Source organism: Pseudoalteromonas sp. T1lg24 (genome assembly GCF_002964745.1).
Classification (GTDB): Bacteria; Pseudomonadota; Gammaproteobacteria; order Enterobacterales; family Alteromonadaceae; genus Pseudoalteromonas; species Pseudoalteromonas spongiae.
In genome coordinates this window covers 539,314-552,190 of sequence record NZ_PQCB01000033.1, presented here as the reverse complement: position 1 = coordinate 552,190, position 12,877 = coordinate 539,314, and the positions used below count along the sequence as shown (strand labels likewise).

Here is a 12,877-nt window from a genome sequence, read left to right as displayed (position 1 = left end):
GCTAACGGAATACGTTAGCTTTTTTTGCTTTTACTTGTTGCGTGAAAAATGGCGTTTTACCAAATCATATCAACAAATTCAGGGTGGTCGACAAATGGGTTGCGGTTACCTTGGTAATCATAAGCCGCTTGGTTGCGGTCGCGCTCAAGTTGGCTCACAGGGTCATTGTTGTGCCATTTTAATAAAAGTGCCACTACCCAGTTTTCAAATACCTGATTAGTTGTACCATTTAGCACATCATTGGCGCTGCTGCTATTTCCTTGCCATGAGCCAATAACGTTTTGATAACGCGTAGCCATGTAAAAATAGGCGCGTGCAAAGTCACCTTTAAACTCGTCAATCGGTTCAAATACAGTACCGTTATAGCCTGTTGATGAGGCTGCGCTACCGAGTTTACTGCCATTGTTTGACACAAAACTAGCGCTACTGACTTCACCAAATGGATAGCTGCCACGTTTTGCGTTGACATAACCATCGGTTGCAAAAATATGGTGAATATCCGAATTCATTGGCTCTACTTTGCCGCCAAACCAGCTTTTCGGGAAAGAGTGTTCGCGGTTGTAGCAATCGGCTTCGCTATTGTAACTGCCGCATTGATTGGTAACAGCAATGTAATTGTAGCTATCTTGCCCGGTTGGGTTTTCAGAGTATCTATCGAGAATGGTGTTGTCGTTCTCGAAATATTTATCGCGTGATGCGCTATCGTAAAATCCCCAAATAGCTGAGTAGCCGCGTGAATTATGATTTTTGATAATATTGTGTAGCTCGGTTTTTAGCGCAAAACCTGTTAGCCCTTGGGTTGATGCATAATAACCTGTTGGCGTTGTTGGAGGTTCAGGGTCGGTTGAGCCGCCAAGTGTAAACGCTGTTGTTTGTGAGCTTTGAAAGCTTGCACCACTTGCTAACACAGTATTTGCATTGGTTAAACTGTAACTGCCGCTACCGTGGTTGCAGCAAATGCCATCGCCATAGCTATCAAAAATGGTGAAGCTGTAGTCGCCTGATGCTAAACACATATCTTGGTTGTATTGGGTGTTTGCTTGATACCCGTTACCAGATTCAACTACATTGTTTTGGCTATTGGAAATTTGCCAGCTTGTTTCTTCGCCGTAACTGTCGGTTTGTAGCGACAGTGATACGCTATGATCATTACAGCCAGTACTTGGTGGTGGTGTGCTGCCTGAAGAAGGTAAAAAGGCATCAACATAAACCACTTCGCTGCCATCGAACCCGCTTACATCATAAAAACGCAAACCCACATCAATGTTTGTGGTTGTTGATGCAGTGTATTGGTAGCTTATTTGCTGCCACTGTTGTGTAACGGCTGCATTAGAATAATTTTGATAGCCATCAACAACTAAGCGTGCTTTTATGCCGCCTTCAGTGTGATAAACCCAAGTAGAAAATTGATAGGTTTGACCCGCTTCAACAGCAACGCTTTGACGTATATCTGTGCTACTTTGCGATGCGGTATTTACCGTTACTTTTGCAGCATAACTGCCCGACTTTACAATATTGCTTTCTGGTGCAAGTGTAATACCGCTATCAATAGTAGACCAAGCACTTGGTGTGTTACTTGTCCAAGTTTCAAAATCACCATTGTTTACAGTAGCGAAACTCGCCCCTGTAACACTCATTAGGCTACTTGCAAGCAGTAGCTTTTGCCATTTTCCGTAAATCATAGTGTGTCCTTTAAACGTGTTTTTGACGATAAATCAACCAGCAGTATAAGCTAAATGAAATTTGTTACAATAATGTTAAGATTGGCGTTGGGGAGTGATGCTAATTGAGATGGTTTAATGCATTGCTAGCGAGTATTGGAACCACAAATTGATAAGCGACATATATTTATAAACAATGGCTTAACGCTTTAGTGTTCGTTAGGTAAACTGGCGTTACTATTTCGATTTGGCTGTATTTGTTTTGGATGCAATATCTCACCTTAAAACCACGTTAAACAACTATTATCCCCTTAGCGATGAAGCGTTTTTAGCTTATAAAAATTGCACGCGATTACGCACGGTAGAAAAGGGCGAAGTATTGTATGAAATTGGCCAAACTCCTAGCCACTTTGCGTTTTTGCACCGTGGCTTGATGCGCGCATATGTTATTGACGAGCAAGGTAATGCATTTAACAAAACCTTTTTTGCTGAAGGGCGCTTTCCCGGCAGTATGACGGCGTTACTTACTAATAAGCCAAGCTTTATGGCAATTGACGCCCTCGAAAAAAGCGAGATTTTAGAAATAGACTTTAAGCAATTTCGCCAAGCATTGTTTGATAGTAATGAGTTGATGGCATTTCATATTAATTACCTTGAAACCCATTGGTTACTTGAAAAAGAGCCAAAAGAAATCGGCTATTTGCAATTTGAAGCAAAACAACGTTACTTAAATTTCTTGGAAGAGTTTAACCCAATAATCAACCGCTTAACGCAGTATCATATCGCCAGTTACTTAGGTATTACGCCGACTCAGCTAAGCCGCATTAAAAAAGATTTAAAATAATGATGGGTTATCAACATATGTAAAGGAGATAAGAATAAAGAGTGCGTAACCTTGCCGTATCAACTTAAACAAGGGCAAGGCAATGGACTTTATTAATTCACTCAATTGGCGTTACGCGGTCAATAAATTTTCTTCACAACAACTCTCACAAGCGCAGTTGCAACCACTTATCGATAGCGTACATTTAAGCGCTAGTTCTTATGGTATGCAGCCCTATGAGTTACTTGTGATAAGCAAGGAACACATTAAACAGCAGCTAGTGCCGTTTAGTTACGGGCAAGATAAAATTGCACAGTGCTCACATTTATTGGTGTTAGCAAACCGTGTTACCACTTCACAGCATGATATTGATAGCTATATTTCGGCGCTTGCAGAAAATCAGCAAATTGATGTTGAAAAACTAGCGGGCTACAAGCAAACCATTAGTGGGGATTTGTTATCGCTATCACCATTTGAGCAACAAAAATGGAGTGCTAACCAATGTTATATCGCGCTTGGCAAATTGCTCAGTTGTGCTGCAATAAATCACATTGATGCGTGCCCAATGACAGGCTTTGATCAAAAAGCAGTAAGTGATGCCCTTGGGCTGACAGAGCGTGGGTTAAACGCTGAAATATTATGCCCAGTAGGCATTCGTAGCAGAGACGACCACAGTGCGCTGAGAGCAAAATATCGTAAGCCAATAAATCAATTAGTGAGTCTATTATGAACGCCCTTTGGCCTGTCGCTTTTATCGCAGGGGCGTGTATTGCAATGCAAGCTGCGATGAATGCGCGCTTAGGGCAACTATTAAAAAGCTCATGGTTGGCAACGAGTTATGCATTTTTAACCAGTTTTATTTTGGTTTCGCTGGTGCTTTTGATAATCAATGCAAAAACGCTCTCGGTCACGTTGCAAAATGTACAGCTGAGCACTGTGCCTTGGTACTTGTGGGGGTCATGTGTATTAAGTGTTTTAGGCGTTGGTAGCATGTATTGGCTTATTCCCAAAATGGGGGTAGGCAATTTAATGAGTTACGCGTTAACCGGGCAAATTATCTTCGCTATGTTAATTAGCCACTTTGGCTTATTTGATAGCCCACAAAAGCTCATTAGTATTACCAAAGCGTTAGGCACAGTGTTGTTGATTGCTGGCATTGTATTGATAAATAAGGACTAAATTGATTATGTTATTAGATAGGAACCTCGCAAATTTACACCAGTTTTGGTCAACATTAGCGCATACTACAGCTTCGAATGTGCATCGTCACACTAGCTGGCCAAACAAAGTATGGCGCAGCGATTTTAAGGCAATTGACCAAAATGCGTGGCAGCAACATGTCTGTGTAACCACTGAACCTAATGATTTTCAACGTGAGAACTACCGTAATAAACTGATTGCAATGGGTCTTGAAGGTACGCAAAAACTCGCTATCTTGAATAAGTATATTGAACGCATAACGTCAGAAGAGAGTTTAAAACAGTGGGCCAACATATGCGGTGAGGCTTTTGGTTATTTGATCGATTATAAAACCTTACGGCCATTACTTTGTGATAGCAATGCAACAATTTTCGCCTACATTGAAAATGGTGAAATTTGCGGAACAGCCATCGCCTATATCACTAATCACACGCTAGGTGTTCATCAAGTTGGCGTGCCAAAACGTTACCAAGGCAAAGGCATTGGCAAGGCAATAATGCAGCACTTACTGTGGTTTGCAGAGCAAAATAGTTGCGATTTTATTAGTTTGCAGGCCTCGCAAGCTGGCCTGCCGATGTATCTGTCAATGGGGTTTCTAGAGTTAGGTGCTTGCTACCATTTAGCTGAGCAGCAACAAGATCATAATGTAAAGCCCAGCACCAAATGACAAATGTGCAAGCAGGCTTTTTAGTCTGACTTGCAGCGGGAGTGGTGTTTTACTGGCAGCGATGCCAAAACCAAAACACGGTTGCATAACAAAAAAGGGCATTACCAGCGTTGAGAGCGTAAATAGTAATAATAATGCTATATTGCCAGTGTTAAGCGTGAGTATGTTCGCCAGTATCAAATACATATATGCGTAAATAATCCCAATTGCATAATGGCAAAACCAACCAATGGCAAATTCATGCTTTTCACTTGGTGATGCCATAATCGGATTATGACGCAGCTTTCCACGCGTGATACCGATTAACCAACGCCCTACAAAAGCATAATTTAATGGCTGAATAGCGAATAATCGCAAACATAACCAAGCGGCTAAGTCCATTACAAGCGTAGCGCCTACACCAATTATCAGGCTATTTAATAATATTGAAGTCATGGTTTTATCCTTAATTTTCAACTAAAAGGAAATTTTGCAACTTCAAGTCAGCTTTAAGTCAAGGTTTTGATGCAATAAAAAAAAGGAAGCAAATGCTTCCTTTGGGTGTGACAACAGAATCCAATTTTTGGCTAGAATTGGAACTAGGATTTGCGCTTGTAACTTAGCGCAATTAAACACGCAGTAAGTAACAACAACCACAGCAATTGCAGCGCATCTTTAGCTGTATTTGCTAAATAGCTAAACTTTGGTGCATCGGCAATGGCTTGTGGCGAATACGTTTTATTAAAAAATAGGTAAGGGTACCAGTGGTCTTTTAGTGCGTTATACCAATCGGTTACTTGCGCTTTCATATCTAAATCACTTTGCCTATCGGTATTGGCAAGGCGGGTTAGCAATAAATCCACATTTAGTACAGGCGATAGAGCCCTAAAAACAGGCGCTTTGTTGGCGTTTTCAATATGGGTTAGATAATCATTTGCCATTGGTTTGGCGGCATCGTCACTTAACGTTTGCATGGCGTAATACCATTTCCAGTCGAATGCTTCGCCTAGCTTGCTGGTTTCTTGCCATTTTGGATAAGCCGCTAAAAAGGTGTCGAGATCTGCTTGCTTATCTCGGTCCCAGCTATCGTTAATACTTTGACGCTGCGTCATTAATAGCGATACGCCAGTATTACTTTGGCTTACGTCTAGCTGGCTTGAAAAGCGCGCAGAAGGTATGGCAATTGCGAGTACCAGCCAGCTCACAACAAAAGCCAGCACCGATAAATTAGCCTGTTTTACCAACTTGCTAATGAGATAACTAACACTTGCCCAAAACAGCATATAGCTAAACAAAATAGTCATTAACCACACGGTATCGAGCGATAGCGTGATATCCGTAAAAGCGGTAGCTGCTAATAGCACCAATACATTTAAGATAAACAGCACACTTACGCTAATAGTGATACGTGTTATTAATAATTTACTGCCAGTTGATAGGTTGGCAGAAAATAACTGCCAGCGCCCAGTTTGTTTATCTTCGGCAAGTCGCGTTACTGTGATAAAACCAATCAGCAATGGCAATAAATAAACCCATACAAAGCCTAAATCTAACCATGTAAGGCGCAAATGTTCGCTGTTATTTATTGGTTCGTTGTAGAGTTGCCCTTGCAGTGCTAATAAACGAATGCGATTGATGGTGAGTAACTCTTGGCTTTCACCTTTAAATAAAATTGACCATGGGCTCGGTGTTTTAACCGCAGGGCTATGTAAATAGTAACCAAGTCCACCTGGTGTTGCTTTATCGCCAGCTGCTTGCCACTGAGCTATGTCTGCCGCAGCAAACTGATGTTGTTTTTCGATTTCGGTAAGTTGCTTGTTGTAATGATTAAAGCCAATAACAACTGCACCAAGCGATAAAACAAGGTATACCGCCAGTTGCAAAAGAAATCCGCGATTTCTAAATAGCAGCTTTAGTTCTAAGTTAACTAAACTCATGATTGCTTTGCTCCTACACGGTAAAACAGGCCAGCGATAAGCACTAGCCAGACTAAAAACGGCAGTAAGTTTTTAAGCGGGAGCTGAGCGGGTTTCATGTCAAATTCAAACAGCGCCATATCACGCCATACATCGCCACTTATTTTTTGCGCACGCTCGTTATGGTGATCAATTTGCTCAGTATGTACTTTATTGAGCGCTTGGATCAGTGATAAACGATAGGCCTCGGCTTGTTTTGCAAACTCATCAATACTGGCGCGGTCGTTACCGCTCAGTAATACCGATACTTTGCTTAACACAAGCGTAGGTGAAAGCCATGATAACCATTGATGGGTGCGTTCATGCTCTGCGAAGGTTTGCTCTAACGTGTGTAAATGACGCTGGTAAATATCGCTTGTGATGCGCTCACCCTCGGCCATGATCAAACCGTTGTAATTAACCGGCAGTTCTTCAATCGTCTCTACGCCGTATTGATCAAGTACAGATTGTTTAAAACTATTGAAATATGGGTCGTTTGGATTGTGTGAGTCGCCGACTGCCTTTACATCTTTTTTCAGCTGACTGACAAAGTTAGCGTGCTCAGGAACAGGCGCTAAGCTTTGCCCAATTGGTGCAGCCATTTTTGGCACGAGCACACAAATAAACAGCCAAACCGCTAAGCTACTTAACAAGCTTTGCAGGTTGTTTTTGGCAACTGCCGACACAGTAACGATGATCAGCACCCACATAATGCTGTATAACCAAAAACTTGCCATCATTGCTGCAAAAGAGAACCAATGCTGGGCAGATACATGTGCAGTTAAAGCAATAAATAGTGCTGCAACACAGGCAATAAACGCAACAATAATCGTACTTAACACGATGTAAAACACCGCTTTGGCAGACATTAATGTGCGTTTTGTTAGGCCAAGGCTTAACAGCCAAGTGTAGCGATTCATTTGTTTTTCGTCGCTAATTGCGCCGTACGCCAAGATAATTAATACCAAAGGCCATACAAACCAAAAGAAGGTGGCAACAGACGGAAAACCAATTGCGAGGCTAGAGGCGTTCACTGGGTAACTTTTGATAGCGCTGGCATTTTGTTTGTGCGCTTCTAAAAATAAGAAGTTGCCATTAAATGGTGCGACACCAACATCGAGAAAGCTAAGCGGTGAGTGTTCGCGAAATACCACGTGGCCATAGTGTGCAACGCGGTGCGGATGGCGCTCAGGTTGTGCTTGCCAAAATTCATCGGCGGTTTGCTGCCATGTTTGTTGTGCATCAATGGCATTTTGTTGTAGTTGCCAATGACTCAGTACGATGACACTTACCAGTACAACAACCAGAGTTAGCACGGCTTGTGCTAAACGGTGACGACGTAATCGCCGCCATTCTTGTTTGACTATTGTTGTTAACATAATTTAGAAACTCATAGAGAGGGAAAGGCTGGCATTACGGCCATCGCCAGGTGAATGAACGGTGTCAGTTTGGTACACGCCGTTGCTATCTACACCACCAAAATCGTATACATATTCGTAGTACTCATCAGTGAGGTTATTAAGCTGCAACTTTATGGTGGCCCAATCTAGGTGGTAATCGGCGCTGGCATTGAGCAAAGTGTAATCACCGTATTTTTTGCCGGCATTTTCTTCATTAACGTAATAATCGCCTTGGGCATCTAAGTGAACGCGTAAAACGAGTTTTTCTGTGGCGTCGAAACTTGCGCCAAGCGATGCGGTAAAATCAGGAATACTTCTTAATTGATTGCCTTTAGTTACGTTTGCGGTATTACTTGGCGTGACAATTTCAGTATCGATATACGAGTAGTTTGCCCATACGGTAAATGCGTTAGATACCTGCCAGTTACCTGCTAAATCAATACCGTTTCGCGTTGTTTTGCCAACGTTCTTTTGCTCGCCATCGATTAATACAAACTCGTTTTTGGCTTTTTGCACCCAGTATGATGCACGTAGCTCAACGGCATCAACACTCCACTGCGAGCCGATTTCTGCACCGTCGTTGTGTGTCATTTCGCGGGCGTTAATATCGCCACTGGTAAACGCGGCTTTGCCCGTTGGGTGTTGAAAGCTTCTGCCAGTATTGAAAAATACCGCTGTGTTATCGGTGAGCGCGTAAATCACATTAAGTTTAGGTTGAACAACTAGGCCAAAATCATACATTTCACGGTCGCTGCGCGTTCCATCGGCGGTAAACTCGCTGTAATCACCTGAAAGGTCATCAACACGTAATGCTACATTCCAGTTCAGTTTGTCGTTTGGCTGATGCTGAAGTTGCAGGTAACTGCCTTTTGTGTCGTAACTAAACTGACGGTTACGCTTAACAACTTGATCATCACGCTCTCGCGTTTGACCCACTGTGCCAAAACGTTGCTCAATAATCTCTTCGTTTTGTAGGTCAACGCCCCACAGTAACGCCCAATTTGGGTCAATTTGCCATGTTAACGTTGAAATTGCGCCGAGCATATCTTGATCATCAAAGCGGTTTTGAATATCACTGTGCGCTGAAAAACGTACCCAACGATTACGCTGAAAGTTTTGGCTATAAACTTTTACTGCCCAATCAACTTGGTTGTTAATGGCGATATCGTAATGCAGGCTAATGTGATGATTTTCTTTAACACCACCATCTTGACTCGCATAATCAGCCGACATGGTTGGGTTATCCCTTGCTTCTTGTTCGCTCAAATAACCTGGGGCTGAACCTTCATATCGGCTATAACGCGCAATTGCACCAAGTGTTGAATCGCTATTTAATTGCCAGTCCCACCGGCCCGAAATGGCTTTTTTGGTAATATCGGTATGGTCACGATAGCCTTCATTCTTACGATAACCTAACGAGTAGCTATGTGATAACGTATCACCTTCTTGGCCAAAATAACCCTGAATCTCACGGGTATTAAAGCTGCCTAGAGTCAGTTCTAGGTCGGCACTGCTGTCGCTACGCGATTTTACTTGATAGTTACCAGCAATATTAAATAATCCATAACGGGGATCGCTGGTGGCACGAAACATTTCGATATGATCAATGGCAATCGGGAATAACTGATCGAGTTCACCATAACCTGCGTGCATATTAGCTGGAATGCCGTCGATCAATAATTTAGCGTGAGGACTGGCTCCGTCTCCGGCAAAACCACGAATTGATAAAATGGTATTCACAATGCCTTGGTTAAAACGCGAGAGATAAACTCCTGGCACTTTAGTAAATAATTCTTTTAAATCATCAATATGTTGATAACTAATTTCTTCACGGCCCATATAATCAAATGAACCCGCAAGGTTAGATGAGCTAACCGATGACGATTTACCAATGACCACAATTGATTCAAGTGACTTGTCTTGATTTGCTACAGCGAATTGAGCGCAAAGTGCAATCGATATGGCGCTCAGAGATAAAGGAAGGCGACTGATTTTCACAAACTACTCCGAAAATAAACAGTTAAACAAGGGATAAATAGGTGCTTTCAAGTGACTCGAACGATTCGCTTTGCGGCAGTTCGGCAACTTGTTTACCTTGGTGCAAAATACTGATGCGATCTGCAAGTAAATGAGCACAACTGAGATCGTGTGTGATCATCACGGTCATTACCCCTTTTTCGCCAAGTTGTTTAATTAAGGCGACAAATTCGCGCGTAGCAACCGGATCAAGGCCACTAGTTGGTTCATCAAGTAGCATTAGGTTGGCATTTTTTAATAGCGCCAATGCGATAGCGGTTTTTTGTCGCATGCCTTTTGAGTAAAAACGCGTTGGTCTATCGAGCGCTTCTTGATTTAAGCCACATTGGATAAGTGCATCGCGCAGGGCGCGGTCATCAACATCGAGCGATGCTAATGACGCAAGGTATGCAAGGTTTTCTACTGCTGAAAACTCTGGGTATAAACTAACGTTTTCAGGTAGATAAAAGATATGCTGATCTAATTTGAAATTGCTGGCAAAAATTGAGTCGCCGTTAAGCAGCACTTCACCTGCATCGGGATGAGTATTGCCCAAAAGCATATTAAATGTTGTTGTTTTACCGGCGCCGTTAGAACCAAGTAGGCAGTAAACCTCGCCAGAATGTAAGTTAAAGCTTAACTCGCTCACTGCGGTTTTGTTGCCAAACTGCTTGGTTAAGGCCGAAACACTAAGAGTGTTGTTTTGCATAATGCTTGTACAACCAAAAGTTATTAATGAATGAAACAGCACTAAAACGGGACTGAAGAGAACAAGTGTTTTAGTGTTACTGAGAAAAATCGAGGTATGTTATATTATAACACTAAAGTAAAGTAAACCTTTGTGCGATGAGAATCGCTCGCATTACGCTTTGTTTGATTAGCGCAATGTCATTGTCTTTGTTGTGTTGCCACGCTACAGTGAAGCCTTCTCTAAACCAGTTTAAAGCAATGACAATATGATAGATTTACGCAGTGATACCGTAACCACACCGTGTGCAACAATGCGCGAACTGATGGCCAGTGCTCCTGTGGGTGACGATGTGTTTGGTGACGACCCTACGGTAAATGCGCTGCAACGCAAAGCCGCAGAATTAACCGGCCACGAGGCCGCATTATTTGCGCCAAGTGGCACGCAAAGTAATTTATTGGCTCTTATGGCCCATTGTCAGCGTGGTGATGAATACATTGTTGGTCAAGACGCCCATACCTATAAATATGAAGGTGGCGGTGCAGCAGTGCTTGGCAGCATTCAGCCACAGCCAATAGAGTTTGAAAAAGATGGCAGCTTGTCACTCGAGTTAGTTAAACGAAAAATTAAGCCGAACGATCACCATTACGCGCGCACGCGTCTTTTGTCGATTGAAAATACGGTTTCGGGTCAACCGCTGCCAATGGCTTATTTATCTGACGCCCGCAAGTTTTGTGACGAACATGGTTTAGGTTTGCACTTAGATGGCGCGCGGGTATTTAATGCCGCGGTACATCATCAAGTTGCGATTAAAGACATTACCTCGCAAATGGACTCGGTATCGATTTGCCTATCGAAAGGCCTCGGAGCGCCGCTTGGTAGTGTGCTTTGTGGTTCAAAAGCCTTTATTCATGAAGCACATAAGTGGCGTAAAATGCTTGGTGGCGGCATGCGCCAAGCTGGTATTGTTGCAGCTGCGGGTTTGTATGCCCTTGAAAACAATATTGACCGTTTGGTTGAAGATCATAAAAACGCCGAGTTTTTAGCAACAGAGCTGTCTAATATCGACGGTATAAGTGTTGTTTTGCAGGCAACCAATATGGTGTTTTTGCAATATCAGGCAAGTAAGCCAGTTACTGAATTTGCCGACGCACTTTATCGTCAAGGCGTTAATATTTGCCCTGGCGAGCAAATTCGTTTGGTACTTCATAAAGATGTGACACGTGAAGATTGTGTTTCAGTGGTTGCCGCAATAAAGAACGCACTTTAGTTTTATTTACATTGAATTGTTAAAATAAACGTTAAGGCAGATATTGGTTATCTGCCTTAGTATGAGTGTAATTTGCTACTAAGTTACGCTCCAGTATTTACCAATAGTAATCGAAGGTGAGGTACCACGCCGCAAAGTCCCCTTGATTGATTTGCATATTGCGGTCGAAATACGCATCTTGATTGAGGTATTCAAGGTACAGCCACCCCGGGCCATAGTTGTAGCGCACGCCAGGCGCAAATGCATAAACTGTGTCACTATCTACCCCATTTGTGTTTGATTTAGCTAAGGTCACGTCTAATACAAAATACCAATCACCCAACGTATAACCAAGTTCACCTGCGTAACGGGTGTTGTCGATTGTGCTTGCTACATCGGGATTTGCCGCAAGGTAGGCTTGTGGCAAATCGCGCTTACCGTCAATGTAACTGAGTTTGGTAGTAAGCTGGTCAAATTGGCCTTGGTAATAAATTACATAAGCGCTGTGATCGCCATCGGTACGTCTGTCTCCTGTGATCAGCTCCTCTAATTTACCGTTTTGGTAGGAGGCGGCAAAGGTGTGTTGCTTGTTAAATGTATAAGAAAAATCAACAACGGCGGTGTCTACCTTTCGGTAGGTTGAGCTGCTGCCCCAGTGACGGTTGTCATCGGTGCTGTCGGTTGATTTACTTGCCCAGTCATCAGCCAAATAATAGGCAAGTTGGTAATTGAATTGGTTAACGCCGCCTTGGTATTTTACGCCGACATCCATTTGGTCGCCGTAAGCGGCTAAAAACATATCCCCTGGCCAAAAATTAGCGGTTTTCCAGCCAAATGGCACTTGGCTTTTGCCAAAGGTCAGTGAGTTATTGTCATCGATAGCATAACCTAGCCATGCTTTGTGCATCACGTATTTTTGCCCGCTTGAATTGTTATCAACGTCGGTAAAACTGCCGGGCCCTAGGCGAAATTCTGCAGAGTAAAACCAAGGTGACTGATCTGATTTTGCACCATCCAAGTAACCAATAATTGCTTGGTCGCCAAAGTCGGTTTCGTGGGTGTCTTCGTTAAAGCTATAGTTAATCCAAAAGCCGCCTGCCAACGTTGGCGATGCTGCGAGCTGCGCCGAAATTGTAAGTGCAAACAGCGAGGTAAATAAAAGGGGTTTCGAGTTCAACATAAATACCATGTAAATAGATGACTTTAAAATAGCTTAGACCATAACTTATGAAGTTGACT

The 12,877-nt window shown here is 42.8% G+C and carries 12 protein-coding genes; 5 read left to right on the top strand and 7 right to left on the bottom strand.

Translation table 11 applies throughout. The features are described 5' to 3' along the window. Positions 1 to 56 precede the first annotated feature (56 nt). Entirely contained in the window at positions 57 to 1,682 is a 1,626-nt protein-coding gene (locus C2M30_RS14545; RefSeq protein ID WP_105172166.1) for an endonuclease, read from the bottom strand. Between the two features lie 226 nt (positions 1,683 to 1,908). On the opposite strand from C2M30_RS14545, the gene C2M30_RS14540 reads away from it, so the two are divergent. The 4 genes from C2M30_RS14540 (at position 1,909) to C2M30_RS14525 (ending at position 4,351) form a co-directional block, all read left to right on the top strand. Beyond that, complete coding sequence (locus C2M30_RS14540) at positions 1,909 to 2,505, top strand: Crp/Fnr family transcriptional regulator (protein WP_105172165.1); 597 nt, start codon at positions 1,909 to 1,911, stop codon at positions 2,503 to 2,505. 82 nt (positions 2,506 to 2,587) lie between these two features. Further along, positions 2,588 to 3,214, top strand: a complete 627-nt coding sequence (locus tag C2M30_RS14535; protein WP_105172164.1) for a nitroreductase family protein — start codon at positions 2,588 to 2,590, stop codon at positions 3,212 to 3,214. Continuing rightward, on the top strand, positions 3,211 to 3,663 hold the full coding sequence (locus C2M30_RS14530) for a DMT family transporter (RefSeq protein ID WP_105172163.1): 453 nt from the start codon (positions 3,211 to 3,213) through the stop codon (positions 3,661 to 3,663). The genes C2M30_RS14535 and C2M30_RS14530 overlap by 4 nt, the downstream gene beginning before the upstream one ends. A gap of 7 nt (positions 3,664 to 3,670) precedes the next feature. Continuing rightward, on the top strand, positions 3,671 to 4,351 hold the full coding sequence (locus C2M30_RS14525) for a GNAT family N-acetyltransferase (RefSeq protein ID WP_105172162.1): 681 nt from the start codon (positions 3,671 to 3,673) through the stop codon (positions 4,349 to 4,351). Here C2M30_RS14525 and C2M30_RS14520 read toward each other — a convergent pair. The 5 genes from C2M30_RS14520 to C2M30_RS14500 all read right to left on the bottom strand — a co-directional run bounded on the left by C2M30_RS14520 (position 4,304) and on the right by C2M30_RS14500 (position 10,410). After that, positions 4,304 to 4,786 (bottom strand): DUF2938 family protein, encoded by a 483-nt coding sequence (locus C2M30_RS14520; protein ID WP_105172161.1) that lies wholly within the window; start codon positions 4,784 to 4,786, stop codon positions 4,304 to 4,306. The two genes, C2M30_RS14525 and C2M30_RS14520, sit on opposite strands and share 48 nt — an antisense overlap. Before the next feature lie 143 nt (positions 4,787 to 4,929). Continuing rightward, positions 4,930 to 6,267, bottom strand: coding sequence for a DUF3526 domain-containing protein (locus C2M30_RS14515; protein ID WP_105172160.1), 1,338 nt, complete (start codon positions 6,265 to 6,267; stop codon positions 4,930 to 4,932). Then, positions 6,264 to 7,664 carry a DUF3526 domain-containing protein gene (locus C2M30_RS14510; RefSeq protein WP_105172159.1) on the bottom strand — a complete coding sequence of 467 codons (1,401 nt, stop codon included), beginning with the start codon at positions 7,662 to 7,664 and terminating at the stop codon, positions 6,264 to 6,266. The genes C2M30_RS14515 and C2M30_RS14510 overlap by 4 nt, the downstream gene beginning before the upstream one ends. A 3-nt stretch (positions 7,665 to 7,667) precedes the next feature. Further along, positions 7,668 to 9,683, bottom strand: coding sequence for a TonB-dependent receptor (locus C2M30_RS14505; RefSeq protein ID WP_105172158.1), 2,016 nt, complete (start codon positions 9,681 to 9,683; stop codon positions 7,668 to 7,670). A gap of 22 nt (positions 9,684 to 9,705) precedes the next feature. Beyond that, the gene (locus C2M30_RS14500; RefSeq protein ID WP_105172157.1) at positions 9,706 to 10,410 is read right to left on the bottom strand and encodes an ABC transporter ATP-binding protein; all 705 of its coding nucleotides are present in this window, start codon (positions 10,408 to 10,410) and stop codon (positions 9,706 to 9,708) included. Positions 10,411 to 10,657: 247 nt separating this feature from the next. Here C2M30_RS14500 and ltaE point away from each other — a divergent pair, with 247 nt between their 5' ends. Further along, on the top strand, positions 10,658 to 11,659 hold the full coding sequence (gene ltaE / locus C2M30_RS14495) for a low-specificity L-threonine aldolase (RefSeq protein WP_105172156.1): 1,002 nt from the start codon (positions 10,658 to 10,660) through the stop codon (positions 11,657 to 11,659). 97 nt (positions 11,660 to 11,756) lie between these two features. Here the strand turns inward: ltaE and C2M30_RS14490 are convergent, their stop codons facing one another. Further along, positions 11,757 to 12,818 carry a hypothetical protein gene (locus C2M30_RS14490; RefSeq protein ID WP_105172971.1) on the bottom strand — a complete coding sequence of 354 codons (1,062 nt, stop codon included), beginning with the start codon at positions 12,816 to 12,818 and terminating at the stop codon, positions 11,757 to 11,759. Positions 12,819 to 12,877: the final 59 nt, after the last annotated feature.

Coding starts and splice junctions, on each gene's coding strand:
- C2M30_RS14545 (WP_105172166.1), bottom strand. CDS start 1,682: ATGATTTACGGAAAATGGCAAAAGCTACTGCTTGCAAGTAGCCTAATG.
- C2M30_RS14525 (WP_105172162.1), top strand. CDS start 3,671: ATGTTATTAGATAGGAACCTCGCAAATTTACACCAGTTTTGGTCAACA.
- C2M30_RS14535 (WP_105172164.1), top strand. CDS start 2,588: ATGGACTTTATTAATTCACTCAATTGGCGTTACGCGGTCAATAAATTT.
- C2M30_RS14520 (WP_105172161.1), bottom strand. CDS start 4,786: ATGACTTCAATATTATTAAATAGCCTGATAATTGGTGTAGGCGCTACG.
- C2M30_RS14490 (WP_105172971.1), bottom strand. CDS start 12,818: ATGTTGAACTCGAAACCCCTTTTATTTACCTCGCTGTTTGCACTTACA.
- C2M30_RS14515 (WP_105172160.1), bottom strand. CDS start 6,267: ATGAGTTTAGTTAACTTAGAACTAAAGCTGCTATTTAGAAATCGCGGA.
- C2M30_RS14500 (WP_105172157.1), bottom strand. CDS start 10,410: ATGCAAAACAACACTCTTAGTGTTTCGGCCTTAACCAAGCAGTTTGGC.
- C2M30_RS14510 (WP_105172159.1), bottom strand. CDS start 7,664: ATGTTAACAACAATAGTCAAACAAGAATGGCGGCGATTACGTCGTCAC.
- ltaE (WP_105172156.1), top strand. CDS start 10,658: ATGATAGATTTACGCAGTGATACCGTAACCACACCGTGTGCAACAATG.
- C2M30_RS14530 (WP_105172163.1), top strand. CDS start 3,211: ATGAACGCCCTTTGGCCTGTCGCTTTTATCGCAGGGGCGTGTATTGCA.